Genomic DNA, 25,674 nt, shown 5'->3' with positions numbered 1-25,674 from the left:
TCGCCCTCGGGCGGCCCTCCTTGCGGAGTTCGCCATGGCCATCGCAGTGCCCCTGAACGAGGTCGCCGGCCCCAGCCTGAAGCAGCGTCTGGCGCGTGCCGAGCGCTTCAACCGGTTCAAGGCGCAGGCGCTGATCCTGCCCCTGCTGCTCTTCCTCCTTTTGACCTTCCTGGTGCCGATCGCCGCGTTGCTCTACAAGAGCGTGAAGAACCCGGAAGTGGTGACGGCGCTGCCGCAGACCGTAGAAGCCATCCGCGACTGGGATGGAAAATCCCTGCCGCCGGAAGCGGTTTACCGTGCCCTGGCCACGGATTTGAGCGCCAAGGGCGCCAAGCAAGCCCTGGGCGACCTGTCCAAGCGTCTGAACATGGAGCTGGCCGGCTATCGCAGCCTGCTGAGCAAGACCGCGCGGGCGCTGCCGTTCGACAGTGAGCCGGCCTCGTACAGAGAAGCGCTGGAAGGGCTCGACGAGCGTTGGGGCGATCCGGCCTATTGGCAGGCGATCCGCCGCAACACCCATGCGGTTACCCCGTACTACCTGCTGGCCGCCCTCGATCATCGGATCGACGACCTCGGCGAGCTGGCGCCGGCCACGCCGGACCAGGCGATCTACCTGGACATCTTTGCCCGCACCTTCTGGATGGGCGCGGTGATCACCGCGATCTGCCTGGTGCTGGCCTATCCGCTGGCGTACCTGCTGGCCAACCTGCCGACACGCCAGAGCAACCTGCTGATGATCCTGGTGCTGCTGCCGTTCTGGACCTCGATCCTGGTGCGGGTAGCGGCCTGGATCGTGCTGCTGCAGTCCGGCGGCCTGATCAACGGTGCCTTGCTCAAGCTCGGCCTGATCGACCAGCCGCTACAACTGGTGTTCAACCGCAGCGGGGTCTACGTCGCTATGGTGCACATCATGCTGCCGTTCATGATCCTGCCGATCTACAGCGTGATGAAGGGCATCTCGCCGACGTACATGCGTGCGGCTATCTCCCTGGGCTGCCACCCGTTCGCCAGCTTCTGGCGGGTGTACTTCCCGCAGACCGTGGCGGGCGTGGGGGCAGGTTGCCTGCTGGTGTTCATCCTGTCTATTGGCTACTACATCACCCCGGCGCTGCTGGGCAGCCCGAACGACCAGATGATCAGTTACTTCGTCGCCTTCTACACCAACACCACCATCAACTGGGGCATGGCCACGGCCCTCGGCGGGCTGCTGCTGTTCGCCACCCTGGTGCTCTACGTGGTGTACAGCTGGCTGGTCGGCGCCAACCGGCTGCGCTTGGGTTGATCGGCGCGCCTCGGCCGCGCGCCGGGGCTTCTAGAGGGTCCACGGACCCGAGACGATGCGTTTGGAGAAGTAGGCCATGCTGAGCCCCTATATGTCGCCCGCCGAGCGGGTCTGGTTCTACACCCTGCGCGGCATCTGCGCGCTGGTGCTGCTGTTCCTGGTGCTGCCGGTGCTGGTCATCGTGCCGCTGTCGTTCAACTCCGGCTCCTTCCTGGTCTATCCGCTGCAGGGCTTCTCCCTGCGCTGGTACGAGGCCTTCTTCACCTCGGCGGAATGGATGCGTTCGCTGAAGAACAGCATGATCATCGCGCCGGCCGCGACCCTGCTGGCGATGGTCTTCGGCACCCTGGCCTCCATCGGTCTGACCCGTGGCGAGTTTCGCGGCAAGGCGCTGATCATGAGCCTGGTGATCTCGCCGATGGTGGTGCCGGTGGTGATCATCGGTGTCGCCAGCTACCTGTTCTTCGCTCCCCTGGGCCTCGGCAACAGCTACCTGTCGCTGATCCTGGTGCACGCGGTGCTCGGCGTGCCCTTCGTGATCATCACCGTCTCCGCGACCCTGCAGGGCTTCAACTACAATCTGGTGCGCGCCGCCGCCAGCCTCGGTGCCTCGCCGCTGACGGCGTTCTTCCGGGTCACCCTGCCGCTGATCGCGCCCGGCGTGATCTCCGGCGCGTTGTTTGCCTTCGCCACCTCGTTCGATGAGGTGGTGGTGACGCTGTTCCTCGCCGGCCCCGAACAGGCGACCCTGCCGCGGCAAATGTTCAGCGGTATCCGCGAGAACCTGAGCCCGACCATCGCCGCCGCCGCGACGCTGCTGATCGGTTTCTCGGTCCTGCTGTTGCTGACCCTCGAATGGCTGCGTGGCCGCAGCGAGAAGATGCGTACCCAGCAGCCCGCCTGATCGCCGGGGCTGTCAGGCACCGGCATGACGGCTGCGCCCGGACGGCCGTCCTCTCTACAAGGAAGACATTCGATGCTCAAGCACAGCCTGCGCTGGACTCTGGCCGCTCTCTGCCTCGGTGCCGCGAGCACCGGTTTCGCCGCGCAACTGATGGTGGTCTCGTTCGGCGGCGCGACGCGCGACGCCCAGCGCGATGCCTTCTACAAGCCGTTCAAGGCGACCACCGGCACGGTGGTGATCAATGGCTCCTACAACGGTGACTTCGACAAGTTGCGGCGCATGCAGGCGGCGCAGCATGTCAGTTGGGACGTGGTCGAGGTGGAAGCGCCGGAGCTGGTGCGCGGTTGCGAGACGGGCCTGTTCCAGCCCCTGGATGCGCAGGAGTTGGGCGATACCCAGGCGTTCATTCCCGGTGCACTACGCCCGTGCGGCGTGGGCACGTTCGTCTGGTCGATGGTGCTGGCCTACGACAGTCAGAGATTGTCGCAGGCGCCGCAGGGCTGGGCCGATTTCTGGGATGTGCAGCGCTTCCCCGGTAATCGTGGACTGCGCAAGGGCGCCAAGTACAACCTGGAGTTCGCCCTGCTGGCCAGCGGCGTGCCGGCGGAGCAGGTCTATGCCCGTCTGGCGACACGGCAGGGAGTGGACATGGCGTTCGACAAGCTCGATCAGCTCAGGCCGTATATCCGCTGGTGGCAGGCCGGTGAGGAGCCCATCCGGGGTTTGAATGACGGCAGTCTGCTGATGAGTGCTTCCTACAGCGGACGCATCGGCGCGGCCCAGGACCAGGGTGCCGCCCTGCAGTTGGTATGGCCGGGCAGCATCTACGACTTCGATTACTGGGCTATCCCCAGCGGCAGCTTCAACAGCCGCGAGGCGCTTCAGTTCATCCGCTTCGCCAGTCAACGGGAGACGCAGCAGGTTTTTGCCGAGCGCATTCCCTACGGGCCGGTCAACAGCGGGGCGCTGGCCGGCCTTGCGCCCGAGCGGGTGGCGCGCCTGCCCACCGCGCCGGCGAACATGGCGCAGGCATTGCCCATGGGCGTGGAGTTCTGGATCGAACACGGCGACGAACTGGAGCAGCGCTTCGAGCGCTGGCTGGCACGCCCCTGACGACGGTCGTCCGCGCGGCGAGGCGGTTCTCTCGGGTACAATGCGCGCCTCCGTGATTTCCCGAGGTGCGCCATGCAGCCCTTTGCCATTGCTCCGTCGATCCTTTCCGCCGACTTCGCCCGCCTCGGCGAGGAAGTGGACAAGGTCCTCGCCGCCGGGGCCGACATCGTCCATTTCGATGTGATGGACAACCACTACGTGCCCAACCTGACCATCGGCCCGATGGTCTGCGCGGCGCTGCGCAAGTACGGCATCACCGCGCCGATCGACGCGCACCTGATGGTCAAGCCGGTGGACCGCATCATCGGCGACTTCATCGAGGCCGGCGCCAGCTACATCACCTTCCACCCGGAAGCCTCCGAGCACATCGACCGCTCCCTGCAACTGATCCGCGACGGCGGCGCCAAGGCGGGCCTGGTATTCAATCCGGCGACCCCGCTGGACGTGCTCAAGTACGTCATGGACAAGGTCGATATGGTCCTGCTGATGAGCGTGAACCCCGGCTTCGGCGGGCAGAAATTCATCCCGGGGACCCTCGGCAAGCTGCGCGAAGCGCGCGCGCTGATCGACGCCTCGGGGCGCGACATCCGCCTGGAGATCGATGGCGGCGTGAATGTGAAGAACATCCGCGAGATTGCCGAGGCGGGCGCGGATACCTTCGTCGCCGGTTCGGCGATCTTCAACCAACCCGACTACAAGGCGGTGATCGACGCGATGCGCGCCGAGCTGGCCCAGGCCAAGGCATGAACGGGCTCGCGCAACTGTTTCCCGGGCGCCTGCCGCGCCTGGTGATGTTCGATCTGGACGGCACCCTGATGGATTCCGTCCCCGATCTGGCGGCAGCCGTCGACCGTATGCTGGCCGATTTCGGCCGGGCGCCGGCGGGGCTGGAGCGGGTGCGCGAGTGGGTCGGTAACGGTGCCCGGGTGTTGGTGCGCCGCGCGCTGGCCGGTGGGTTGCAGCATGAGCACGTCGACGACGCCGAAGCCGAGCGGGCCTTGCAGATATTCATGCAGGTCTACGCCGACAGCCACTGCTTGACCACCGTCTATCCCGGCGTCCCTCCGACCCTGGACTGGCTCAAGGCACAGGGTATTCCCCTGGCCGTGGTGACCAACAAGCCGGAGCGCTTCGTCGCGCCGCTGCTGGAGGAGAAAGGGCTCGGCGGCTATTTCCGTTGGATCGTCGGCGGCGATACCTTGCCGCAGCAGAAGCCCGATCCGGCGGCCTTGCATTGGGTGCTGGACAAGGCCGGCGTAGCGTCGGCCGATGCGCTTTTCATCGGCGATTCGCGCAACGATGTGCTGGCGGCCAGGGCGGCGGACGTGCCTTGCGTGGCGATGAGCTATGGCTATAACCATGGCCGTCCCATCGCCGAAGAAAATCCGGCGCTGGTTCTCGATGATCTGCGCCAGCTGCTGCCGGGCGGTTGATTCGGGCCGGCGCCTGCGCTAGTGTGGCCGGACGTCTTCAAACCCCGCCGAGAGATCAGATCGTGGTGGTCACCTGCAAACTCTGGATGAAGGTCATCAAGGCCCTGGCCCGTTGGCGCTGGCGCGCCTGATCTCGTCTGTCGCCGGATCGCCGGCGCGTTTGCACCCGACCGTTACCCTCAAGCCACGAGGCTGATCCATGAACCGCGAAGAATTCCTGCGCCTGGCCGATGCCGGCTATAACCGCATTCCTTTGGCCTGCGAGACGTTGGCCGATTTCGATACCCCGCTGTCCATCTACCTGAAACTGGCCGACGCGCCGAACTCCTACCTGCTGGAATCCGTGCAGGGCGGCGAGAAGTGGGGCCGTTACTCCATTATTGGCCTGCCCAGCCGCACCGTGCTGCGTGCTTATGGGCATCGCGTCAGCATCGCGACCGATGGCGTCGAGGTGGAGCGGCATGACGATTGCGCCGATCCGCTGGCCTTCGTCGAATCCTTCAAGGCGCGCTATCGCGTGCCGACGCTGCCCGGGCTGCCGCGCTTCAACGGGGGGCTGGTCGGCTACTTCGGCTATGACAGCGTGCGCTACGTCGAGCCCAAGCTGGCCCAGTGTCCGAATCCCGATCCGCTGGGGACACCGGATATCCTGCTGATGGTCTCCGATGCCGTGGTGGTATTCGACAACCTGGCCGGGAAGATTCACGCCATCGTCCTCGCCGATCCGGCCGAGGAAAACGCCTACGAGCAGGGGCAGGCTCGTTTGCAGGACTTGCTGGAGCGGCTGCGCCGGCCGATTACGCCACGGCTCGGGGTCGACCTGAACGCCCCGGCCGGCTGCGAGCCCGAGTTCCGTTCCAGCTTCAGCCGGGGGGACTACGAGCGGGCGGTCGACGCGATCAAGGAATACATCCTGGCCGGCGACTGCATGCAGGTGGTGATCTCCCAGCGCATGTCCATTCCCTTCCAGGCGGCACCTATCGATCTCTACCGCGCCCTGCGCTGCTTCAATCCGACGCCCTACATGTACTTCTTCAATTTCGGCGATTTCCACGTGGTGGGCTCGTCGCCGGAAGTGCTGGTACGCGTCGAGGACAATCTGGTGACGGTCCGTCCGATCGCCGGTACCCGCCCGCGTGGCGCCAGCGAGGAAGCCGACGTGGCGCTGGAGAAGGACCTGCTCTCGGATGCCAAGGAACTGGCCGAGCACCTGATGCTGATCGACCTGGGCCGCAACGACGTCGGCCGGGTCTCGGAGACGGGTTCGGTCCGCTTGACCGAGAAAATGGTCATCGAGCGCTATTCCAACGTGATGCACATCGTGTCCAACGTTACCGGTCAGTTGAAGGCGGGCATGAGTGCGATGGATGCGCTGCGGGCGATCCTGCCGGCCGGTACGCTGTCCGGCGCTCCGAAAATCCGCGCCATGGAAATCATCGACGAGCTGGAGCCGGTCAAGCGTGGCGTCTACGGCGGCGCCGTCGGCTATCTGGCCTGGAACGGCAACATGGACACCGCCATCGCCATCCGCACGGCGGTGATCAAGGACGGCGAACTCCATGTCCAGGCCGGCGCGGGTATCGTCGCCGACTCGGTGCCCGCGCTGGAGTGGGAGGAAACCCTGAACAAGCGGCGCGCCATGTTCCGTGCCGTCGCCCTTGCCGAACAGACCGCGAAGTGAAGGAGTCTGCCATGCTGCTGATGATCGATAACTACGACTCTTTCACCTACAACGTGGTGCAGTACCTGGGCGAACTGGGCCAGGACGTCAAGGTGATCCGCAACGACGAGCTGAGTGTCGCCGAGATCGAGGCGCTGAATCCCGAGCGCATCGTCATTTCCCCCGGCCCCTGTACCCCGACCGAAGCTGGTGTTTCGCTGGCTGTGATCGAGCGCTTCGCCGGCAAATTGCCGATCCTGGGCGTCTGCCTGGGGCACCAGAGCATCGGTCAGGCGTTCGGCGGCGATGTGGTGCGTGCCCGCCAGGTGATGCACGGCAAGACCAGCCCGGTATTTCATGAGAACCAGGGCGTCTTCGCCGGCCTGAACAACCCCTTGACCGTCACCCGCTACCACTCGCTGGTGGTCAAGCGCGAGACGTTGCCGGACTGTCTGGAAATTACCGCATGGACCCAGTTTGAGAACGGTGAGGTGGACGAAATCATGGGGCTGCGCCATAAGACTCTGAACGTCGAAGGCGTGCAGTTCCATCCCGAATCGATCCTGACCGAACAAGGGCATGAGCTGTTCGCCAACTTCCTGAAACAGACCGGCGGTCGCCGCTAAGGAGCAGTGATGGATATCAAGGGCGCGCTGAGCCGTATCGTCGGCCAACTGGACCTGACCACCGAGGAAATGCAATCGGTGATGCGGGAAATCATGACCGGGCAGTGCACCGACGCACAGATCGGCGCCTTCCTGATGGGCATGCGCATGAAGAGCGAGACCATCGACGAAATCGTCGGGGCCGCCCAGGTGATGCGTGAGCTGGCGGCACCGGTGAACATCCAGGCCGAGCGTCTGGTGGACACCTGCGGCACCGGCGGCGACGGCATGAATATCTTCAACGTCTCCACCGCGGCGGCCTTTGTGGTAGCGGCGGCGGGCGGCAAGGTAGCCAAGCATGGCAATCGCGCAGTTTCCGGCAAGAGCGGCAGCGCCGATCTGCTGGAGGCGGCAGGTGTCTACCTGAACTTGACGCCGGAGCAGGTGGCGCGTTGCGTCGAGTCCGTCGGGGTCGGCTTCATGTTCGCGCCGGCCCATCACGGGGCGATGAAGCATGCCATCGGCCCGCGCCGGGAACTGGCGCTGCGTACTCTCTTCAACATGCTCGGCCCGATGACCAATCCGGCGGGCGTCAAGCATCAGGTCATCGGGGTGTTCAGCCAGGCGCTGTGCCGGCCGATGGCGGAAGTGTTGCAGCGGCTCGGCAGCGTGCATGTGTTGGTGGTGCATGCCCAGGATGGGTTGGACGAGATCAGCCTCGCCGCGCCGACCCATGTCGCCGAGCTGAAGGATGGCGTCGTTAGCGAATACAGCATTCAGCCGGAGGATTTCGGCATCAAGAGCCAGAGCCTGATCGGCCTGACTGTAGAGACGCCGCTGGCATCGCTGGAGCTGATCCGCGATGCGCTCGGCCGTCGCAAGACGGAAAACGGGCAGAAGGCTGCCGACATGATCGTGCTCAACGCTGGCGCGGCCCTGTATGCCGCGGACCATGCCAGCAGTTTGAAGGAGGGCATACAGTTGGCCCATGATGCGCTGCACACCGGCCTGGCACGCGAGAAGCTGGAAGAGCTGGTGTCCTTTACCGCGGTGTTCCGACAGGAGAATGAAGCGTGAGTCTGCCGACCGTTCTGGAGAAAATCATCGCCCGCAAGGCGGAGGAAGTGGCCGAACGCCGGGCGCGCCTGGGGTTGGCGGAGCTGGAGCAACTGGCCCGTGACGCCGACGCGCCGCGTGGTTTTGCCCAGGCCCTGCTGGAGCAGGCCAAGCGCAAGCAGCCGGCGGTGATTGCCGAGATCAAGAAGGCATCGCCAAGCAAGGGCGTATTGCGAGAGAACTTCGTGCCGACGGAAATCGCCCGGAGTTACCAAGAGGGCGGGGCGACCTGCCTGTCGGTGCTGACCGATGTGGACTTTTTCCAAGGTGCCGATGCCTATTTGCAGGAAGCCCGTGCGGCCTGCAGCCTGCCGGTGATCCGCAAGGACTTCATGATCGACCCTTACCAGATCGTCGAGTCGCGGGCCTTGGGCGCCGATTGCGTCCTGTTGATCGTCTCCGCCCTGGACGATGTGCGCATGGCGGAACTGGCGGCCACCGCCAAGGATGTCGGTCTGGATGTGCTGGTCGAAGTGCATGATGGCGATGAGCTGGAGCGGGCGCTGAAGACGTTGGATACCCCCTTGCTAGGTATCAACAACCGCAACCTGCACACCTTCGAGGTCAGTCTGGAAACCACGCTCGACCTGCTGCCGCGGATTCCGCGCGACCGCCTGGTGGTCACCGAGAGCGGCATTCTCAATCGGGCCGATGTGGAACTGATGGAAATCAGTGAGGTCTATGCCTTCTTGGTCGGAGAGGCTTTCATGCGTGCCGAGAACCCCGGCCTGGAATTGCAGCGCCTGTTCTTCCCGGAGAAAACGCGCGCGGTAATGGGGGCCGATCCGGGTTGATGGCGGCTCGAATGGAAAAAAGCCGGCATTTGCCTAATGCCAGTCAGTTAAGCCCCAGCCTTGACGTCTGGCGAGCTACAAGCAGAATCCGATGCCTGTTTCAGGCATCGGATTTTTTATGCGGCTCTCACGTGCGCTAGCCCTTACCCACGAAATCGCCAGCACCGCCCATGCACTCGATGGACTTGGCGAGCTGCTTGACCCCGAACTGGTCCGGTCGGCCTTCGAGACCGCAGGGGTAGCGACTCTGCGCAAGAGGCGGCTGCCTCTGGAGGCGATGATTTGGTGCGTGATTGGGATGCCCTGTTTCGCCGGATGTCGGCCTGGGATGTCGTCAACCAGATGGACATCATGCTACCCGGACAGCGCCCCTTGGTGGCCCCCAGCGCCGTGGTTCAAGGACGCCAGCGCCTGGGCAGCCAGGCGGTACGTGAAGTGTTCGCCCTGACGCAGCAGCGCTGGCATGCCTCGGCCAATCATCCGAGCTGGATGGGGCTGCGCCTGCTCAGTGTCGACGGTGTGGTCTGGCGCACGCCCGATACGCAGGAGAACCGCGACCGCTACGCCAGCTCCACCAACCAGTATGGCGATACCGGTTTTCCACAGGTGCGCATGGTGTGTCAGATGGAATTGACCAGTCACCTGTTGGTCAGCAGCGCCTTCGCGGTTACCACAGCAACGAAATGAAACTGGCCGAGCAACTGGTCGCCAGTACACCCGATCACTCGTTGACCCTGTTCGACCGCGGCTTCTACTCCCTGGGCTTGTTGCACCATTGGCAGCAGGCCGGCACCCAGCGTCACTGGCTGATCCCGCTGCGCAAGGGGGCTCGCTATGACGTCATCCACCGGCTGGGCCGCCAGGATATCATCGTCAGCCTGCCGATCTCGGCGCAGGCGCGAAAGCAATGGCCAGACCTGCCGGAAACCCTGCAGGCGCGGCTCCTGAGCAAGACAGTCAAGGGCAAGGTGCGCCAGATCCTGACCTCGATGACCGATCCCCTGCGCTTCCCGTCAGAGGAAATCGTCGACTTGTACAGTCAGCGCTGGGAAATCGAACTGGGCTACCGGGAGATGAAGCAGAGCCTGCTGGACAGCCGCTACATGTTGCGCAGCAAGACGCCGGAAATGATCGAGCAAGAGCTCTGGGGAGTACTGCTGGGCTACAACCTGCTGCGCTACCAGATGCTGGAAATGAGTCGCCATTGTCCCGGCATCTACCCCTGCGAAATGAGCTTCACCGCCTGCACCTGGGCGATCCTCGGGTTACTCAATGGCCTTTCCCTACGGCATCCGGGCAACATCCCCAAAGACTTGGCAGAACTGCATGCGTCAGCCATGCATTACGTGCTGCCGCATCGGCGGGAGGATCGGTGTTACCCCCGAGCGGTCAGGCCAAAACCCTCCAAGTATCCGCCCAGAAATAAAAATGCCAGTCAGCTTAACTGACTGGCATTAGGCATTTGCCGGCTTTTTCTTGTGCGCTCGTCAGCGGGTACCGTAGACCACCATGGTCTTGCCCTTGACGTGTACCAGCCCCTGCTCCTCGAGGCTTTTCAGAACACGACCGACCATTTCCCGCGAGCAACCGACGATGCGGCCGATTTCCTGGCGGGTGATCTTGATCTGCATGCCGTCGGGGTGGGTCATGGCGTCCGGCTGCCGGCACAGGTCCAGCAGGGTGCGGGCGACACGGCCGGTGACGTCGAGGAATGCCAGGTCGCCGACCTTGCGCGTGGTGTTGCGCAGGCGTTCGGCCATCTGACTACCGAGTGCGTAGAGGATATCCGGGTCCTGTTGGGTCAGTTCGCGGAACTTGGCATAGCTGAGTTCCGCCACTTCGCACTCGGTTTTCGCGCGCACCCAGGCGCTACGTTCCTTCTCCGAGCCTTCCTTTTCGAACAGCCCCATCTCACCGAAGAAATCTCCAGAGTTGAGATAGGCGATGATCATCTCGCGACCGTCGTCATCCTCGATGAGGATGGTGACCGATCCCTTGATGATGAAGTAGAGGGTTTCGCATCGATCGCCCGCATAAATGATGGTGCTCTTTGCCGTGTAGCGGCGGCGGTGACAATGCGCGAGGAGTTTGTCGAGGTGCTTGATTTTAGGTGTAAGGGTGATCGCAACCATGCCCGAGTCCCGAAAAATAAAAAGGATAAGCCCTTGTCCAACAGGCAATTTCTTATAGTTGTCCGGCCAAGTGTGCCAGTAATCCGGCGCCAGCTTAACAGACGCGCCTGCTCAGTCCATGTGAAATTGCGATCCAGCTAACACCTGGGTGGCACTTTTTTGTCACTTCGCTGTCCCGCAGGGGCCCCGAAGGGCCTTGTGATAAGCTAGCGCACCTTTTTCATATAGCGGAATCCAGCGATGAAAGCACGTATCCAGTGGGCTGGCGAGGCCCTTTTCGTTGGCGAGTCCGGTAGCGGCCATGCCGTTGTCATGGATGGGCCGCCGGAGAACGGTGGACGCAACCTCGGGGTGCGGCCGATGGAGATGCTGCTGCTCGGCCTGGGTGGTTGTACCAATTTCGACGTGGTGAGCATCCTGAAGAAGTCCCGGCAGCCGGTGGAAAGCTGCGAGGCGTTTCTGGAGGCCGAGCGGGCCAGCGAAGATCCCAAGGTGTTCACCAAGATCCACGTGCACTTCGTCGTCAAGGGTCGCGGCCTCAAGGAAGCCCAAGTAAAGCGCGCGGTAGAGCTGTCGGCGGAGAAATACTGCTCGGCCTCCATCATGCTGGGGCGTGCCGGCGTCGAAATCACCCACGATTACGAGATCGTCGAACTGGGCTGAGCCGACATCCGGCCATCACAAAACGGGCGCAAACTCTGGCGGAGGACGCCGCTCCTCTGCATAATGCGCCCCCATTTTCAGGGGGCTCCGAGCCTCCGACCAAACGACCACAATCGCCAACGCGAAGAGGTGTTAACCGTCCTACGCAGACGCGTCGTTCGCATCTGACGGGCATGCTCAATCACGCGGCAGAGCCGCATACACAGAGAGTTTCCTACGGTGAAAAGCAAACTCAAGCTCCACGGGTTCAACAACCTGACGAAGACCTTGAGCTTCAACATCTACGACATCTGTTACGCCGAGACGCCGGAGGACCTTCAGGCCTACGTGCAGTACATCGACGAAGAATACGATGCCGAGCGTCTGACCCAGATTCTCACCGATGTCGTGGATATCATCGGCGCCAACATCCTGAACATTGCCCGTCAGGACTACGACCCGCAGGGCGCCAGCGTAACCATCCTGATCTCCGAGCAACCGGTGACGCCCACCGAAAGCCAGATCGAGGAATCGCCCGGCCCGCTGCCGGAAACCATCCTGGCGCATCTGGATAAAAGCCATATCACCGTGCATACCTATCCGGAAATCCATCCGGTGGACGGTATCGCGACGTTCCGTGTGGATATCGACGTTTCCACCTGCGGGGTGATCTCGCCGCTGAAGGCATTGAACTACCTGATCCACCAGTTCGATTCGGACATCGTCACGGTCGACTACCGGGTTCGTGGGTTCACCCGTGACGTCGAAGGCCGCAAGCACTTCATCGATCATGAGATCAATTCGATCCAGAAGTACCTGTCCGAGGACACGCGCGAGGCCTACCAGATGACCGACGTGAACGTGTACCAGGAGAACCTGTTCCACACCAAGATGCTGTTGAAGGACTTCGACCTGGACAACTATCTGTTCGGCGATGCGGCCAGCAATCTTTCCGCGGAGCAGCGCGAACAGGTCACCCAGCGCCTGAAGCACGAGATGTTGGAAATCTTCTACGGGCGGAACATGCCACGCTGATGACGTTGCACGTACCGAATGGAATGAAGAAGGGCGCCCATGGCGCCCTTCTTTTTATCCGGCTGCTGCGGCGTTATATCCGGTAGGTGCTCTTGGTCATGACCTTGGACAGGAGCGTCATGCCGAATTTCACCGGCGCGGGGAAACGAAGCCCGCCCGCTTCCAGCGCGGCGGTGGAGTGTTGTTCCTCGTCGATGCGCATCTGTTCGAGAATGGCCCGTGACTTGCGGTCTTCCTGAGGCAACTGGTCGAGATGCTCGTCCAGATGCTTGCAGACCTGGTCCTCGGTGGCGGCGACGAAACCCAGGCTTACTCTGTCGCTGATCAATCCTGCCATGGCGCCCACGCCGAAGGACAAACCATAGAACAGGGGGTTGAGTACGCTGGGGTGGCTGCCCAGCTCACGAATCCGTTGCTCGCACCAGGCCAGGTGGTCGATTTCCTCGTCGGCTGCCTGTTCCATGGCACTGCGCACTTCGGGAAGCTTGGCGGTCAGCGCCTGCCCCTGGTAGAGGGCCTGGGCACAGACTTCCCCCGTGTGATTGATGCGCATCAGGCCGGCCACGTGGCGGGCGTCGCTCTCGTTCAGTTCGGCGTCCGGCTGGACGATACCCGGCGAGGGGCGATAGGGCTGGCCGCTGAAAGGCAGCAAGGTGCGCAGCGCGGCGTCTGCCTGCAGCAGCAGGCGGTCGACAGGGGAGTAGTGACGTTCGGTGGCCATGGGCACCTCCGCAAGGGTTCTGCCGGCGCAGTGTACTGGAATCGCCGGGACCGGTCTTGACCGCGGTCATGCGCAAGCCCGGTCCCGCATGGCATGGCCGTCAGCCCGGCGGCCAGTGCATCTGGCGTTGGCCGAGGACATGCATGTGAATGTGATAGACCGTCTGGCCACCTTGTTCGTTGCAGTTCATCACTAGGCGGAAGCCGGCCTCGCAGCCTTGCTCCCTGGCCAGACGTTGTGCGGTGAAGAGAATGTGGCCGGCGAGGGCCTTGTCGTCTTCGCTCAGGTCGTTGAGGGTCGCGATGTGCTTCTTCGGAATGACGAGGAAGTGCACGGGCGCCTGCGGGCCGATGTCATGAAAGGCGACGACCTGCTCGTCTTCATAGAGCTTGCGCGCGGGGATTTCCCCGGCGACGATCTTGCAGAACAGACAGTCCACGGACAGTCTCCCGGTCTGTTATCAGAAGCCCCGAGTTTAACGGGGCGAAGGTTGCCCGGCCAGTCTCGGGCGGTATCACAAGGAGCGAGAGTGAAGAACGATATCCATGATCTGGGCCTGGTGCTGGATTCCAAGGTCAAGCTGGTGGTGATCGAGTCCTGGGACGAATCGCGGGTGCTGGAAATGCTCACCGGGCTCGCGGTCAAGCGAGGGCTGGGCCTGCATGTCTGGTCGGTTACCGAGGGGCTGCAGCGCTTCGGTTTTGGGGGCGCGATGGAGAGCGAGGGGGATACGCGCGAGCCCGAGACCGCACTCAAGCTGATCAAGCATGATCCGCAACCCAACCTGTACGTGTTGTGCGATCTGCATCCTTTTCTTTCCGACAATCCCCGCCTGGTCCGTTTGCTCAAGGAGGTGGCGATGGCCGATGGGGCACACAAGCCCACGGTCGTCCTGGTTTCCCATGCCTTGAAGCTGCCGGCGGAGGTGCAGCGCTACGCGGCACGTTTCTCCTTGGCCTTGCCAACGGAAGAAGAGCTGCTGGCGATCGTCCGCGAGGAGGCGGCGCGCTGGAGCGAACGCAATCATGGCAACCGGGTGCGCACGGACAATCGGACCTTGCAGCAGGTGGTGAAGAACCTGCGCGGTGCCAGCCATGCCGAAGCGCGCGCATTGGCTCGCAACGTGATCTGCGACGATGGCGCAATCACCCAGGAAGACCTGCCGGAACTCAATCGCACCAAGTTCCAATTGCTGGATCTGGAGGGTGTGCTGAGTTTCGAATACGACACCGCGCGTTTTGCTGACGTAGGTGGCTTGGCCAATCTCAAGCGCTGGCTGGCCGAGCGGCAGAGCGCATTTCTCGACGGTAAGACGGTGGATGCCCCCAAGGGGGTGCTGCTGGTCGGTGTCCAGGGTGGTGGCAAGAGCCTGGCGGCGAAGGCAGTGGCCGGGCTCTGGGGGTTGCCATTGCTGCGTCTGGATTTCGCCTGTCTGTACAACAAGTTCTTCGGCGAGACCGAGCGCAATCTGCGAGAGGCCTTGCGCCTGGCCGAGCAGATGGCGCCGTGCGTGTTGTGGATGGACGAGGTGGAGAAAGGCCTGGCTACCGGCGAGCAGGATGGCGGTGTCAGTCAGCGGGTGCTTGGTACTTTGCTGACCTGGATGGCCGAGCGAAAGGCGCCGGTGTTCATGGTGGCGACGGCCAATGCCATCGATCGCCTGCCACCCGAGCTGGTGCGCAAGGGGCGCTTCGATGAGCTGTTTTTCGTCGATCTGCCGGATCCGTCGGTACGTGCGGACATCTTCCGGATTCATCTGGCGCGCCGAGAACTCGATGCGGAGACCTTCGATCTGGCCGAGCTGGCGGCAGTCAGCGAAGGGTTCACTGGAGCGGAGATCGAACAGGTGGTGGTCAGCGCCCTGTATGCCAGCCAGGCGCGGCAACAGAGCGTGGATCAGGCGCTTTTGCTGCAGGCCATCCAGGGTACCGCTCCCTTGTCGGTAGTGATGGCCGAGCAGTTGGCTGCCTTGCGGGCATGGGCCAGGGGAAGGGCGGTCGAGGCGGGGTGATGGCTATGTTCAGCCGGCCATTGCCAGACGATTGCGCCGTGCGGCCAGGCGATTGACCAGCCAGCGCGGCGCCAGTCGAAACGACAGGCCCAGCAATCGATTGCGCCAGCCCGGAACGATGATCGCCTGGTTCTTCTCCAGCGCCCGAACGGCAACCAGTGCGACCTCTTCCGCACTGAGCGCTCGTTTGCAGGTAGAGAGATCATTCGCAGCGATACCGCCCTTGTCCCTGAATGCGGTACGAATGGGGCCGGGACAGAGGACCGACACCTTCACGCCCCTGGACTTCAGTTCGTCGCGAAGCCCTTCGGAGAAGTTCAGCACGTAGGCTTTGCTGGCGTGGTAGCTGCTCATCCAGGCGCCGGGGTGAAAGGCGTCGAGTGCGGCGACATTGAGAATCTGGCCGCCGCCGCGCTCGGCCATGTTCTGGCCGAAGGCGTGGCAGAGACGGGTCAATGCCAGCACGTTCACTTCGATCTGTTCCTGGAGGCGTCCCCAGTCCTGCTCGATGAACGGGCCCGACACACCAAGTCCGGCGTCGTTCACCAGCAGATCGATCTGCCGCTCGCCCTGCTCCAGTTCATGCAGCAGCCCGGAGAGCTGCAAGGGCTCGCTCAGGTCGCAGACACGAAAGAGCACTTCGACACCGAAGCGCTGGGTCAACTCGCAGGCCACACTTTCCAATGCAGTGCGGGCACGGGCGACCAGCAGCAGATTCCGCCCTCGGCGCGCCAGCGCTTCGGCCAGGGCCAGTCCCAGGCCGCTGGAGGCTCCGGTGATCAGGGCGTAGCGGGGCATTGCAGGTTCTCCGGGAAACGACCGGCGTTGGACCGCGCCGGTCGCTTCGAGTTACGGCAGGACTTCACTCTTCTTCGGCGGCGTCCCATTCCGGTGCTGCGGCGGCGGGGTCGGCCGCTTCCGGGTCGTAACTGTAGTCGCTGGGCATATCGTAATCGCTTCCGAAGCCGGTCATGGTTTCCAGCATGCCCAGGCCTCCGGCGATCGCGAAAATGAAAATCAGCGCCAGCAGAACCAACCAGAGCGAGGCAAGCACCTTGACTGCCGTGCTGTTCGGCGGCTGCGGCGGGCCGTAGCGGTTAGCGCCGGCAGTACCCGGAATGATCAGCATCAGCAAGGGGAAGACGGAGCCGACGATAGGTACCAGGTTGAGCAGGAACAGCCAGCCCGACCAGCCGATGTCGTGCAGACGCTGGACGCCAATCTGGACGCTGACCACTAACAGGCCGATGAACACCAGCGACATCAGCAGGATGCCAACCGTATCGGCGATGGCGAATCCGGCGGCAGCGATACCCAGAAGACCGGCGGCTGCGAGGGTCATGACCAACGACCAGGCCAGATAGCGCAGGCGACCGATTCGTCCATTGGTGGTGAAGACCTTGAGCTCTCCGAATTCCGGCAGCTCCTCGCCTACCTGAGCTTGTGGTGGTGCGTAGGGCGAAGGGGAGGCGGCCGGCGCGGTCTTTTCGAGCTGCGCCTGACGGGCCAAGTACTTTTCGATGATGATGCCGCAGGCCGAGCATTCGGCGGCCTGGGGTTGCTCATGGCCGCACTTGGGACATTTCATCCGGGCTGTGCTGGTAGATGGGGCGGCCTCGACGGGGCGATGATCGTCGGTCTCCACCAAGGACAGCGAGGCAGCCTGATCCGGCTCCTTGCGGACCTTGACGCCGGCTCGCTGCAGGGCGGTCAGATATTTGTCGGCCTCGCTTTCGGGAAGGTCCCGCTTCAGTGCAACGGCACTGCCGCTGAACAGGTTGTCGATCTTCGCGCGGTCGCTCTTGAACAGGCGGGCGAGATTGTCCTTGACGGTATCCAATGCCATTTCAGGCATCACTTCACCGTTGAAGACGATCTTGTAACGGGCTTCGGACATGCGGGCTTCCCTGTCGGCGAGATGAGAAGCACAGCGTAATGGGGTCGTCAGTAGCCAGACAAGCGACCGATCACACAATTTTTGTGCAGAGAGTCTCTGTTTTTAGCGGTTCCGGCTGCCCGGCCATCGATCGGACAACTGTGCCACACGGGACAGCGCCTGCCGGTACTCGGCATCCAGGCGGGCGACCAATTCCGCTACGGTCGGCACATCATGGATATCGCCGACGCCCTGGCCCGCCGACCACACGGTTTTCCAGGCCTTGGCCTCATCGTTCAGCGGTTTGAGCTTCTCACCGTAATTGATATCGCCCTTGTCGTTCAGACGGGCCATGTCGTAACCGGCAGCTTCCAGGCTCTGGCGCATGAAGCTGGCCGGTACGCCGGATACCGCTGGCGTATGGACGATGTCGGCAGCCTTGGCATCGAGGATCAACTGCTTGTAGGCCAGCTCGGCATTGCTTTCCCGGGTGGCGATGAAGCGTGTGCCGAGATAGGCCAGGTCGGCGCCGAGCACTTGGGTGGCGAGGATTTCGTGGCCATGGTTCAGGCAGCCGGCCAGCAGCAACGTCTTGTCGAAGAACTGGCGAATCTCGGCGACCAGGGCAAATGGGCTCCAGGTTCCGGCATGCCCGCCGGCGCCTGCGGCCACGGCGATCAACCCGTCGACTCCGGCTTCGGCGGCTTTTTCCGCATGGCGCCTGGTGGTGACGTCGTGGAACACCAAGCCGCCGTAGCCGTGTACCGCGTCCACTACTTCCTTTACCGCGCCGAGACTGGTGATCACGATGGGCACCTTGTGCTCGACACAGAGCTCCAGATCTGCGCGCAAGCGTGGGTTGCTCTGATGAACGATCAGGTTCACCGCGTACGGGGCGGCCTGCGGCAGAGTCGCCAGGTCCGCTTCGATCTCCTCCAGCCAGGCCTTGAAGCCGCTGCTTTCCCGTTGGTTCAGGGCGGGAAAGCTGCCGACGATTCCTTGCTCGCAGCAGGCCAGGACCAGTTTCGGATTGGAAACCAAGAACATCGGGGCTGCGACCAAGGGCAGGCGTAGGTGTTGTTCGAGCTGAGCGGGAAGCGACATGGCGCACCTCGGGTCAGAAAGGTCGGACGATTACCAGGATCACGATGGCAAGCAGGAAAAGCACCGGTACTTCGTTGAACCAGCGGTAGAACACATGGCTGCGGGCGTTCTCGCCGCGCGCGAAGCGCTTCAACTGGGCGCCGCAGACATGGTGATATCCAATCAGCAGGACGACCAGGATGAGCTTGGCATGCAGCCAGCCCTGGCTGAAGTAATAGCCCGGATTGAGGCTGATCAACCAGATGCCGAAGACCAGCGTGGCGATCATCGAGGGCATCATGATGCCTCGATAAAGTTTGCGTTCCATGATGCAGAAACGCTCCCGGCTGGGGGCGTCCTCGCTCATCGCGTGATACACGAACAGCCTCGGCAGATAGAACAGGCCTGCGAACCAGCAGACCATGGCGATGATGTGCAGGGCTTTGAGCCACAGGTAGAGCATGCGCGAGCTTCCTTCGACAATGTGACGCGATAGTAGAGGCTGGGTGGTCAACCGTCATCCTGGCTGTTGGCCCGTGACCGAAGCAGCTTTATCATCGGCAGCTTTCCAATGGTTTCGTTCAAGGGGCGCATTATGGTCAAGGTCGGTATCGTCGGCGGCACGGGATATACCGGAGTGGAGCTGCTGCGCCTGCTGGCGCAGCATCCGCAGGCTGAAGTGACGGTGATCACCTCGCGCTCCGAGGCCGGGGTGAAAGTCGCCGATATGTATCCGAACCTGCGCGGCCATTATGACGACTTGGCATTCAGCGTCCCGGACACGGCCACGCTGGGCGCCTGTGATGTGGTGTTTTTCGCCACGCCGCATGGCGTTGCCCATGCTCTTGCCGGCGAACTACTGAATGCCGGGACGCGGGTGATCGATCTGTCTGCCGACTTCCGCTTGCAGGATGCGGAGGAGTGGGCGAAGTGGTATGGCCAGCCGCACGGCGCCCCGGATCTGCTCCCTGAGGCCGTTTACGGACTGCCCGAGGTCAATCGCGAACAGATTCGCAATGCCCGGCTCATTGCCGTTCCGGGCTGCTATCCCACTGCAACCCAGTTGGGCCTGATTCCGCTGCTTGAGGCGGGGTTGGCCGATACGTCGCACCTGATCGCCGACTGCAAGTCCGGCGTCAGCGGTGCCGGTCGCGGTGCAAAAGTGGGTTCGCTGTTCTGCGAGGCCGGTGAGAGCATGATGGCCTATTCAGTCAAAGGACACCGCCACCTGCCGGAAATCAGCCAAGGCTTGCGGCGTGCTGCGAAGGGCGACGTCGGCCTGACCTTCGTACCGCACCTGACCCCGATGATCCGCGGCATTCATGCCACCCTCTATGCGACCGTTGCCGACAAATCGGTCGATCTGCAGAGCCTGTTCGAGCAGCGCTATGCCAACGAGCCGTTCGTCGATGTCATGCCGGCGGGCAGCCATCCCGAGACGAGAAGCGTGCGTGGTGCCAATGTCTGCCGGATTGCCGTGCATCGGCCGCAGGGTGGTGATCTGGTCGTCGTGCTTTCGGTGATCGATAACCTGGTCAAGGGGGCGTCCGGGCAGGCGGTACAGAATATGAACATTCTCTTCGGGCTCGATGAGCGTCTTGGACTGTCCCACGCTGCTCTACTGCCCTGATGGCAGGCTGGGAGGTCCGCTTCACCGATCCTCGCCGCGAGCGTTTCCTGCGGCTGGCGCTGCTCATATTGTTGATCGCCGTGCCAGCCGCCTTCTGGGCTGGGCAGTGGTGGACGGCTCGTGACGTACGCGAGACGCTGGATCAGCGTCAGGCTCTTCTGATGCGGCTGGCAGAGCAGGAGCACGATATAGAGCAGTTGCGCCAGCGACTGGCCGTGGTGGCTAGCGGCGAGCGCCTCGGCCAGCAGGCCAACGAGCAGAACCGGCTAACCATCAAGTTGCTCGAAGAGCAAATCTTCAAACTGCAACAGGATCTGGCTTTTTATAAAGGGGTGCTGGCTCCGGCCAGTCGTCGAGAAGGGCTGCGTATCCGTGCCTTTGAGTTACACACCACGGATAATTCCCGGCAATTCCGCTACAAAGCGCTTCTCAGCCGGGTGGGCAAGGATGACAAACCACTGGAGGGGCAACTGCACATAACGGTGCAAGGGCTGCAAAACGGCAAGGATGTCAGCCTGGAACTGTCAGACTTGTCCGACGAGTTGGCCGAAAAGGCCATTCCTTTCGCTTTCAAGCATTTCCAGGCGTTTCCGGAAGGTGGCCGGTTCGCGGTGTTGGAATTGCCTGAGGGCTTCGAACCCCGTCAGGTCAAAGTGCGCGCTGAGGTCAAAGGCCAGCGGCAGCCATTGGAGCGCACATTCAAGTGGATCGACGAGGATAAATAACTCTATGTGGAACAAGGCTAAACCCAAGGCGGACATCCAGAAGTTCAGTGGAAGAACCAGTGTGATTGCTGCCGGAGCCGAGCTGATCGGCGATATGCGTTTCCAAGGCGCGGTTCAGGTGGATGGGCGCTTGTCCGGCAACTTGCTCGCTACCGAGGGGCTGGTTCGTGTCAGTGTCGAGGGGCAGGTCCAAGGTGAGATTCGGGCACCCCATGTCATCCTGGATGGCGAAGTGATCGGAGACGTCTATGCTAGCGAGCACCTCGAGCTCGGAGCGCGTGCCCGTGTTCGCGGTAATCTGCATTACGGTCTGATGGAAATGGCCATGGGAGCCCAGATCGAGGGGCGGTTGTGCCACGTCAAGGATGGAACGCCCAGAATACTGGAGCTGCCTGCGAGCCTCGAAGCTGATCAATAGTTGACCGCTTTTGTAGGGTAAGTGGATAATGCGGGCCAAAGTGGTATGGCGTATCGCGCCGGGAGACTAGCAGCATGAGTGTCGAAACCTTCACCCCCACTCCCTTGTTGTTCACACAAGGGGCGGCGAGCAAGGTGAAGAGCCTGATCGATGAAGAAGGCAATCCCCGCTTGAAGCTCCGTGTCTTCGTCACAGGGGGCGGGTGTTCCGGCTTCCAGTACGGTTTCACATTCGACGAAGACATCGCTGAGGACGATACCATCGTCGAGCGCGAGGGCGTCAGCCTGGTGGTCGATCCCATGAGCTTCCAGTATCTCGCCGGTGCGGAAGTCGATTACCAGGAAGGGCTGGAAGGTTCGCGCTTCGTTATCAACAACCCGAATGCGGCAACGACCTGTGGCTGTGGACAATCCTTCTCGATCTGAAGGTGATTGAATTGACCAGAACGCCGCGCTTTAGCGCGGCGTTTTTTATTTGGGGTCAGGCGGGGTAGATCGCGCCGAGTACTCTCAGGCCCCGGGCGCCGGTTACGCTTGGTCGGTTGGCAGGAATGCCTTCCAGACAGCAATGGGCCAGCCAGGCGAAAGCCATGGCTTCTACCCAATCCGGTGGGATGCCATGCTCTGCGGTGCTGCTGACCTCACAGCCGGGCAGACGGCCGGCGAGTCTGGTCATCAGTGCCTTGTTGTGGGCGCCTCCTCCACATACCAGCAGCTTTTCGGTGTTCTGCTGCGTAGCCAGTAGCGCGTCGGCGATGCTTGATACAGTCAGCTCCAGCAGTGTGGCCTGGACATCTTCCGGTGCAAGGGGGGGCATGTTGGCGAGCAGGTTTTCCAGCCAAGGAAGATTGAACAGCTCGCGTCCCGTACTTTTAGGTCCCTGGGTATGGAAGAACGGGGTCTTCAGCAGAGCGGTAAGCAACTGGGCGTTGACTCGCCCACTGGCTGCCCAGGCGCCGTCACGGTCGTAGCTCTCTCCCCGCTGCCGGTGAATCCAGGCATCCATTAGTACATTACCCGGGCCGCAATCGAAGCCTCGTACGGAGTGCCCAGGCTGCAGCAGGCTCAGGTTGCTGAACCCGCCGACATTCAATACGGCACGAACGCTATCTGAGCCTCCAAATAGCGCTTCGTGGAAAGCGGGTACCAAGGGGGCGCCTTGTCCGCCTGCGGCGACGTCCCGGCTGCGGAAGTCCGCAACGACACTAATGCCGCTCAGTTCCGCGAGCAGTGCCGGATTGCCGATCTGGATAGTGAAGCCGCGTGCTGGCTCGTGGCGAACGGTCTGGCCGTGGCTGCCAATTGCCCGGATGTCCTGCGGTTTCAGCCGCTGCTGCTGTAGCAAAGTCGAGATACCTTCCGCGGCCAGCCCTACCCATCGCTGTTCGGCTATGGCGGCGCGAGCTAGCTCATCGGAGCCTGAGGTGCAGAGTGCCAGCAGCTCACGGCGTAAGTCTGCTGGCATGGGAAGGTAGTGAGTGGCGAGGAGGGTGGTTTGATCGGCTTGTTCGATCAGGGCAATGTCCAGTCCGTCCAGGCTGGTACCGGACATCACCCCTATATAGCGCGGCATATGGTCAGCGCTTGTTCTGGGCCAGCATGGTGGCTTTTTCCTGATCCATGCGTGCCATCAGCGGCTTGCTGATCTGCATGAAGCGCTGCTTGTCGTTGCCGGCAATCGGGTCCGCCATGGGCAGTTTCTGGCTGAGCGGGTCGACATGGACGCCGTTGACCTGGAACTCGTAATGCAGGTGCGGCCCAGTGGAAAGGCCCGTAGTGCCGATGTATCCAATGATTTGCCCCTGCTTGACGCTGCTACCGGTACGAACGCCCTTGGCGAAGCCCTGCATATGAGCGTACAAGGTGCGGTAGCTATTACCGTGCTGGATGATCACGGTATTGCCATAGCCGCCCTTGCGACCGGCCAGGATTACCTTTCCATCACCGGCGCTCTTGATTGGCGTTCCACGCGGTGCAGCGTAATCGACACCCTTATGAGCGCGAATCTTGTTCAGGATCGGGTGGCGACGACCATTGGAAAAGCGCGAGCTGATCCGGGCGAAATCCACTGGGGTCCGGATGAACGCCTTGCGCATGCTGTTGCCGTCGGCGTTGTAGTAGCTGGTGGTACCTTGCTTGTTGGTATAGCGCACCGCAGTGTAGGTCTTGCCCCGGTTGGTGAAGCGGGCGGCGAGAATACTGCCGTGACCGACTTGCTTGCCGTTGACCACTTTCTCTTCGTAGATCACTTCGAATTCGTCGCCGCGACGGATGTCCAGAGCGAAGTCGATGTCGTAACCGAATACATTGGCCAGATCCATGGTCAAGTTGTGAGACAGACCGGCCCGCTTGGCTGCTACGAAAAGCGAACTGTCGATTACGCCGTGGGCGTAGGTGGGGCGGATGTCCGGCTTGGTCAGATCGCGCTTGAAGCTATAGCTCTGTTCCGTCCGGCTCAAGCTGATACTTTCCAGGTCGCTCAGCTTCGTCTGCAAGTTTTCGAGCTGCCCGGAATCATCCAGTGTGAAGTCGATGATCTGGCCAACCTTGAGGCGAGTCAGTTGCTTGGCTTCTTTGTCGCTGCTCAGGACTTCATGAACTGTCGTGGCAGGGAGCCCAACCTTTGCGAAAACGGTGGAAAGCGTGTCGCCGTTGCTCACGGTCACGGATTTATGACGTGGATCGGTAACTGCTTCGCTAATGGCCTGCTCGGTATCGTCATCCTTGTCCGCGTCTTGTTCGGCGCTGTTCTGGTTCTCTGCGGAGCCTTCGGTCGTGGCAAACGGAGGGCTTTCCGCTTTCTGCTCGGTCAGCTCCGGTCGGAGATCGTCTTTTTCCTGAATGACCTGCTCGGAACCGTTGTCCAGATCAAGGGAGAGGTAGGTCTTCTTCGCCTCGACTTCACGCGAGGGGAACACCAGCAAGGCCAGGCTGAGCAACGCAGCTACGCCGCTGGCAGCCAGCAAATGGCTTTTCGGGTAGAGCGGAGCTTTGGGTGCTTTATACGTCATGGCATCCGGTGTTTTTTGGAATATGAAATAACTGTATAAAATATAACCAAAAGCGCTCGGAAGCAACCCTTGGGTTGCCTCGCGCTGAGAGGGTCGGCTGGATGGCCTGTGCAGGCGCAAAACTTGTAATTGGTCAGCGATCTTGTATGTTTGGTTCCCTTTCGTCTGTCGAGCAGTTGAACGAGTCCTGTATGAAGTCGGTTGAAGAGCAGCTCGCGCTGATCAAGCGTGGTGCGGAAGAGGTCCTGGTTGAATCCGAGCTGGTTGAAAAGCTCAAGCGTGGCCAGCCGTTGCGTATCAAGGCGGGGTTCGACCCGACGGCGCCGGACCTGCACCTCGGGCACACGGTGCTTATTAATAAGCTGCGTCAGTTCCAGGAACTCGGTCATCAGGTCATCTTCCTGATTGGCGACTTCACCGGAATGATTGGCGACCCCAGCGGTAAGAGCGCCACTCGTCCGCCGCTGACGCGTGAGCAGGTATTGGAGAACGCTGAGACCTACAAGGCTCAGGTGTTCAAGATTCTGGATCCGGCCAAGACCGAAGTGGCGTTCAACTCGACCTGGATGGATGCGCTTCGTCCGGCGGATTTCATTCGGCTTGCTTCGCAGTACACGGTGGCTCGGATGCTGGAGCGTGATGATTTCAGTAAGCGCTACTCCAGCAATCAGCCGATTGCCATTCATGAATTCCTCTATCCCTTGGTTCAAGGGTACGACTCGGTTGCGTTGCGGGCTGACGTTGAGTTGGGAGGGACGGATCAGAAGTTCAACCTGCTGATGGGGCGAGAGCTGCAGCGTGCCTACGGCCAGGAGTCTCAATGCATCGTCACCATGCCTTTGCTCGAGGGGTTGGACGGTGTGAAGAAGATGTCCAAGTCCTTGGGGAACTACGTTGGCATTCAGGAAGCGCCGGGCGTCATGTATAGCAAGCTGGTATCGATTCCCGATGCATTAATGTGGCGTTACTTCGAGCTGCTCAGCTTCCGCTCGATGGATGAAATCGCTGAGTTCAAGGTTCATGTTGAGAAAGGCGCCAATCCGAGGGATATCAAGATCAAGCTTGCCGAGGAAATCGTGGCGCGCTTCCATGGAGAGGAGGCTGCGGCGAGTGCGCATCGTTCGGCAGGTAATCGAATGAAGGATGGCGAGCTGCCTGATGATTTGCCGGAAATTGAAATTACATCGACTGAGGATATGCCTATTGCGGCTGTGCTCAATAAGGCGGGCTTGGTGAAAAATGCGGCCATGGCCCGTGATCTGCTTGGAGTCGGAGGGGTGCGTGTCGACGGTTCTGTTGTGGATCGTTCCTTCGTCTTTGGCTTGGGTGAGGTGCATGTCTGTCAGGCTGGCAAGAAGTCTTTTGCGCGGGTGACCTTGAAGGCAGAGTGAAAAAGTCGTTGACGGTTGTTCGAATGGCTCTATAATGCGCGCCACTTCCGGCGCAGCCTGGATGAAAAACTTCTTGATAATCAAGGGGTTGAG

General features: G+C 61.8%; 26 protein-coding genes and 1 pseudogene. 18 read left to right on the top strand and 9 right to left on the bottom strand.

Annotated elements, in window-relative coordinates; all coding sequences use genetic code 11:
* Nucleotides 1–34: 34 nt before the first annotated feature.
* The 10 genes and pseudogenes from PIN01S_RS12300 (at nucleotide 35) to PIN01S_RS12255 (ending at nucleotide 10,355) form a co-directional block, all read left to right on the top strand.
* A complete protein-coding gene (locus PIN01S_RS12300; protein ID WP_084335965.1) occupies nucleotides 35–1,282 on the top strand; it encodes an ABC transporter permease in 1,248 nt (415 codons plus the stop codon).
* 76 nt (nucleotides 1,283–1,358) lie between these two features.
* Complete coding sequence (locus PIN01S_RS12295) at nucleotides 1,359–2,186, top strand: ABC transporter permease (RefSeq protein ID WP_084335964.1); 828 nt, start codon at nucleotides 1,359–1,361, stop codon at nucleotides 2,184–2,186.
* A gap of 72 nt (nucleotides 2,187–2,258) precedes the next feature.
* On the top strand, nucleotides 2,259–3,299 hold the full coding sequence (locus PIN01S_RS12290; RefSeq protein WP_084335963.1) for an ABC transporter substrate-binding protein: 1,041 nt from the start codon (nucleotides 2,259–2,261) through the stop codon (nucleotides 3,297–3,299).
* 72 nt (nucleotides 3,300–3,371) lie between these two features.
* Nucleotides 3,372–4,046, top strand: a complete 675-nt coding sequence (gene rpe, locus PIN01S_RS12285; RefSeq protein ID WP_084335962.1) for a ribulose-phosphate 3-epimerase — start codon at nucleotides 3,372–3,374, stop codon at nucleotides 4,044–4,046.
* Nucleotides 4,043–4,732, top strand: coding sequence for a phosphoglycolate phosphatase (locus PIN01S_RS12280; RefSeq protein ID WP_084335961.1), 690 nt, complete (start codon nucleotides 4,043–4,045; stop codon nucleotides 4,730–4,732). Before rpe ends, PIN01S_RS12280 begins: the two co-directional genes overlap by 4 nt.
* A gap of 199 nt (nucleotides 4,733–4,931) precedes the next feature.
* A complete protein-coding gene (gene trpE / locus PIN01S_RS12275; protein ID WP_084335960.1) occupies nucleotides 4,932–6,413 on the top strand; it encodes an anthranilate synthase component I in 1,482 nt (493 codons plus the stop codon).
* An 11-nt stretch (nucleotides 6,414–6,424) separates the two neighbouring features.
* A complete protein-coding gene (locus tag PIN01S_RS12270) occupies nucleotides 6,425–7,018 on the top strand; it encodes an aminodeoxychorismate/anthranilate synthase component II (protein WP_084335959.1) in 594 nt (197 codons plus the stop codon).
* A 9-nt stretch (nucleotides 7,019–7,027) separates the two neighbouring features.
* The gene (gene trpD, locus PIN01S_RS12265) at nucleotides 7,028–8,074 is read left to right on the top strand and encodes an anthranilate phosphoribosyltransferase (RefSeq protein WP_084335958.1); all 1,047 of its coding nucleotides are present in this window, start codon (nucleotides 7,028–7,030) and stop codon (nucleotides 8,072–8,074) included.
* Nucleotides 8,071–8,907: an indole-3-glycerol phosphate synthase TrpC gene (trpC, locus tag PIN01S_RS12260; protein WP_084335957.1), complete on the top strand. Its 837-nt coding sequence runs from the start codon at nucleotides 8,071–8,073 to the stop codon at nucleotides 8,905–8,907. The genes trpD and trpC overlap by 4 nt, the downstream gene beginning before the upstream one ends.
* A 118-nt stretch (nucleotides 8,908–9,025) precedes the next feature.
* A pseudogene (locus PIN01S_RS12255) lies at nucleotides 9,026–10,355 on the top strand (IS4 family transposase).
* Nucleotides 10,356–10,394: 39 nt separating this feature from the next.
* Here the strand turns inward: PIN01S_RS12255 and crp are convergent.
* Nucleotides 10,395–11,039 carry a cAMP-activated global transcriptional regulator CRP gene (crp, locus tag PIN01S_RS12250; protein WP_084335956.1) on the bottom strand — a complete coding sequence of 215 codons (645 nt, stop codon included), beginning with the start codon at nucleotides 11,037–11,039 and terminating at the stop codon, nucleotides 10,395–10,397.
* Nucleotides 11,040–11,279: 240 nt separating this feature from the next.
* Between crp and PIN01S_RS12245 the strand changes: the two genes are divergently transcribed.
* Both PIN01S_RS12245 and speD read left to right on the top strand, forming a co-directional pair.
* Nucleotides 11,280–11,702 (top strand): OsmC family protein, encoded by a 423-nt coding sequence (locus tag PIN01S_RS12245; RefSeq protein ID WP_084335955.1) that lies wholly within the window; start codon nucleotides 11,280–11,282, stop codon nucleotides 11,700–11,702.
* 219 nt (nucleotides 11,703–11,921) lie between these two features.
* Nucleotides 11,922–12,716 carry an adenosylmethionine decarboxylase gene (speD, locus tag PIN01S_RS12240; RefSeq protein ID WP_084335954.1) on the top strand — a complete coding sequence of 265 codons (795 nt, stop codon included), beginning with the start codon at nucleotides 11,922–11,924 and terminating at the stop codon, nucleotides 12,714–12,716.
* 73 nt (nucleotides 12,717–12,789) lie between these two features.
* On the opposite strand, the gene coq7 is transcribed toward speD, so the two are convergent.
* Both coq7 and PIN01S_RS12230 read right to left on the bottom strand, forming a co-directional pair.
* Nucleotides 12,790–13,437, bottom strand: coding sequence for a 2-polyprenyl-3-methyl-6-methoxy-1,4-benzoquinone monooxygenase (coq7, locus tag PIN01S_RS12235; RefSeq protein WP_084335953.1), 648 nt, complete (start codon nucleotides 13,435–13,437; stop codon nucleotides 12,790–12,792).
* 100 nt (nucleotides 13,438–13,537) lie between these two features.
* Nucleotides 13,538–13,876, bottom strand: a complete 339-nt coding sequence (locus tag PIN01S_RS12230) for a histidine triad nucleotide-binding protein (protein WP_084335952.1) — start codon at nucleotides 13,874–13,876, stop codon at nucleotides 13,538–13,540.
* 90 nt (nucleotides 13,877–13,966) lie between these two features.
* Here PIN01S_RS12230 and PIN01S_RS12225 point away from each other — a divergent pair, with 90 nt between their 5' ends.
* Nucleotides 13,967–15,448 (top strand): Ycf46 family AAA ATPase, encoded by a 1,482-nt coding sequence (locus PIN01S_RS12225; RefSeq protein ID WP_084335951.1) that lies wholly within the window; start codon nucleotides 13,967–13,969, stop codon nucleotides 15,446–15,448.
* Nucleotides 15,449–15,457: 9 nt separating this feature from the next.
* On the opposite strand, the gene PIN01S_RS12220 is transcribed toward PIN01S_RS12225, so the two are convergent.
* The 4 genes from PIN01S_RS12220 to hemJ form a co-directional block, all read right to left on the bottom strand.
* A complete protein-coding gene (locus tag PIN01S_RS12220; protein ID WP_084335950.1) occupies nucleotides 15,458–16,246 on the bottom strand; it encodes an SDR family NAD(P)-dependent oxidoreductase in 789 nt (262 codons plus the stop codon).
* A 64-nt stretch (nucleotides 16,247–16,310) separates the two neighbouring features.
* The gene (locus PIN01S_RS12215; RefSeq protein WP_084335949.1) at nucleotides 16,311–17,345 is read right to left on the bottom strand and encodes a DUF805 domain-containing protein; all 1,035 of its coding nucleotides are present in this window, start codon (nucleotides 17,343–17,345) and stop codon (nucleotides 16,311–16,313) included.
* A 102-nt stretch (nucleotides 17,346–17,447) separates the two neighbouring features.
* A complete protein-coding gene (locus PIN01S_RS12210; RefSeq protein WP_084335948.1) occupies nucleotides 17,448–18,428 on the bottom strand; it encodes an NAD(P)H-dependent flavin oxidoreductase in 981 nt (326 codons plus the stop codon).
* 13 nt (nucleotides 18,429–18,441) lie between these two features.
* The gene (hemJ, locus tag PIN01S_RS12205; RefSeq protein WP_084335947.1) at nucleotides 18,442–18,870 is read right to left on the bottom strand and encodes a protoporphyrinogen oxidase HemJ; all 429 of its coding nucleotides are present in this window, start codon (nucleotides 18,868–18,870) and stop codon (nucleotides 18,442–18,444) included.
* Between the two features lie 132 nt (nucleotides 18,871–19,002).
* Between hemJ and argC the strand changes: the two genes are divergently transcribed.
* The 4 genes from argC (at nucleotide 19,003) to erpA (ending at nucleotide 21,605) form a co-directional block, all read left to right on the top strand.
* On the top strand, nucleotides 19,003–20,037 hold the full coding sequence (gene argC, locus PIN01S_RS12200; protein WP_084336119.1) for an N-acetyl-gamma-glutamyl-phosphate reductase: 1,035 nt from the start codon (nucleotides 19,003–19,005) through the stop codon (nucleotides 20,035–20,037).
* Nucleotides 20,037–20,762, top strand: a complete 726-nt coding sequence (locus PIN01S_RS12195) for a DUF6776 family protein (RefSeq protein ID WP_084335946.1) — start codon at nucleotides 20,037–20,039, stop codon at nucleotides 20,760–20,762. Before argC ends, PIN01S_RS12195 begins: the two co-directional genes overlap by 1 nt.
* Nucleotides 20,763–20,766: 4 nt before the next feature.
* Nucleotides 20,767–21,180: a bactofilin family protein gene (locus tag PIN01S_RS12190; protein ID WP_084335945.1), complete on the top strand. Its 414-nt coding sequence runs from the start codon at nucleotides 20,767–20,769 to the stop codon at nucleotides 21,178–21,180.
* Nucleotides 21,181–21,254: 74 nt separating this feature from the next.
* Nucleotides 21,255–21,605 (top strand): iron-sulfur cluster insertion protein ErpA, encoded by a 351-nt coding sequence (gene erpA / locus PIN01S_RS12185; RefSeq protein ID WP_084335944.1) that lies wholly within the window; start codon nucleotides 21,255–21,257, stop codon nucleotides 21,603–21,605.
* Nucleotides 21,606–21,660: 55 nt separating this feature from the next.
* On the opposite strand, the gene PIN01S_RS12180 is transcribed toward erpA, so the two are convergent.
* Together PIN01S_RS12180 and PIN01S_RS12175 are read right to left on the bottom strand one after the other, a co-directional pair.
* Nucleotides 21,661–22,752 carry an anhydro-N-acetylmuramic acid kinase gene (locus PIN01S_RS12180; RefSeq protein ID WP_084335943.1) on the bottom strand — a complete coding sequence of 364 codons (1,092 nt, stop codon included), beginning with the start codon at nucleotides 22,750–22,752 and terminating at the stop codon, nucleotides 21,661–21,663.
* Between the two features lie 4 nt (nucleotides 22,753–22,756).
* Nucleotides 22,757–24,190, bottom strand: a complete 1,434-nt coding sequence (locus PIN01S_RS12175) for a peptidoglycan DD-metalloendopeptidase family protein (protein ID WP_084335942.1) — start codon at nucleotides 24,188–24,190, stop codon at nucleotides 22,757–22,759.
* A 191-nt stretch (nucleotides 24,191–24,381) separates the two neighbouring features.
* On the opposite strand from PIN01S_RS12175, the gene tyrS reads away from it, so the two are divergent.
* Complete coding sequence (gene tyrS / locus PIN01S_RS12170) at nucleotides 24,382–25,581, top strand: tyrosine--tRNA ligase (protein WP_084335941.1); 1,200 nt, start codon at nucleotides 24,382–24,384, stop codon at nucleotides 25,579–25,581.
* The last annotated feature ends 93 nt before the right edge of the window (nucleotides 25,582–25,674 follow it).

The organism is Pseudomonas indica NBRC 103045 (assembly GCF_002091635.1).
GTDB classification, from domain to species: Bacteria; Pseudomonadota; Gammaproteobacteria; order Pseudomonadales; family Pseudomonadaceae; genus Pseudomonas_M; species Pseudomonas_M indica.
The sequence above is the reverse complement of the archived record's forward strand: the minus strand, read 5'-3'. Positions and strand labels throughout refer to the sequence as shown.

Coding starts and splice junctions, on each gene's coding strand:
- crp (WP_084335956.1), bottom strand. CDS start 11,039: ATGGTTGCGATCACCCTTACACCTAAAATCAAGCACCTCGACAAACTC.
- rpe (WP_084335962.1), top strand. CDS start 3,372: ATGCAGCCCTTTGCCATTGCTCCGTCGATCCTTTCCGCCGACTTCGCC.
- PIN01S_RS12280 (WP_084335961.1), top strand. CDS start 4,043: ATGAACGGGCTCGCGCAACTGTTTCCCGGGCGCCTGCCGCGCCTGGTG.
- PIN01S_RS12175 (WP_084335942.1), bottom strand. CDS start 24,190: ATGACGTATAAAGCACCCAAAGCTCCGCTCTACCCGAAAAGCCATTTG.
- PIN01S_RS12270 (WP_084335959.1), top strand. CDS start 6,425: ATGCTGCTGATGATCGATAACTACGACTCTTTCACCTACAACGTGGTG.
- hemJ (WP_084335947.1), bottom strand. CDS start 18,870: ATGCTCTACCTGTGGCTCAAAGCCCTGCACATCATCGCCATGGTCTGC.
- argC (WP_084336119.1), top strand. CDS start 19,003: ATGGTCAAGGTCGGTATCGTCGGCGGCACGGGATATACCGGAGTGGAG.
- coq7 (WP_084335953.1), bottom strand. CDS start 13,437: ATGGCCACCGAACGTCACTACTCCCCTGTCGACCGCCTGCTGCTGCAG.
- PIN01S_RS12300 (WP_084335965.1), top strand. CDS start 35: ATGGCCATCGCAGTGCCCCTGAACGAGGTCGCCGGCCCCAGCCTGAAG.
- trpD (WP_084335958.1), top strand. CDS start 7,028: ATGGATATCAAGGGCGCGCTGAGCCGTATCGTCGGCCAACTGGACCTG.
- PIN01S_RS12220 (WP_084335950.1), bottom strand. CDS start 16,246: ATGCCCCGCTACGCCCTGATCACCGGAGCCTCCAGCGGCCTGGGACTG.
- PIN01S_RS12180 (WP_084335943.1), bottom strand. CDS start 22,752: ATGCCGCGCTATATAGGGGTGATGTCCGGTACCAGCCTGGACGGACTG.
- trpE (WP_084335960.1), top strand. CDS start 4,932: ATGAACCGCGAAGAATTCCTGCGCCTGGCCGATGCCGGCTATAACCGC.
- PIN01S_RS12295 (WP_084335964.1), top strand. CDS start 1,359: ATGCTGAGCCCCTATATGTCGCCCGCCGAGCGGGTCTGGTTCTACACC.
- PIN01S_RS12195 (WP_084335946.1), top strand. CDS start 20,037: ATGGCAGGCTGGGAGGTCCGCTTCACCGATCCTCGCCGCGAGCGTTTC.
- PIN01S_RS12215 (WP_084335949.1), bottom strand. CDS start 17,345: ATGTCCGAAGCCCGTTACAAGATCGTCTTCAACGGTGAAGTGATGCCT.
- PIN01S_RS12190 (WP_084335945.1), top strand. CDS start 20,767: ATGTGGAACAAGGCTAAACCCAAGGCGGACATCCAGAAGTTCAGTGGA.
- PIN01S_RS12245 (WP_084335955.1), top strand. CDS start 11,280: ATGAAAGCACGTATCCAGTGGGCTGGCGAGGCCCTTTTCGTTGGCGAG.
- PIN01S_RS12210 (WP_084335948.1), bottom strand. CDS start 18,428: ATGTCGCTTCCCGCTCAGCTCGAACAACACCTACGCCTGCCCTTGGTC.
- PIN01S_RS12290 (WP_084335963.1), top strand. CDS start 2,259: ATGCTCAAGCACAGCCTGCGCTGGACTCTGGCCGCTCTCTGCCTCGGT.
- tyrS (WP_084335941.1), top strand. CDS start 24,382: ATGAAGTCGGTTGAAGAGCAGCTCGCGCTGATCAAGCGTGGTGCGGAA.
- erpA (WP_084335944.1), top strand. CDS start 21,255: ATGAGTGTCGAAACCTTCACCCCCACTCCCTTGTTGTTCACACAAGGG.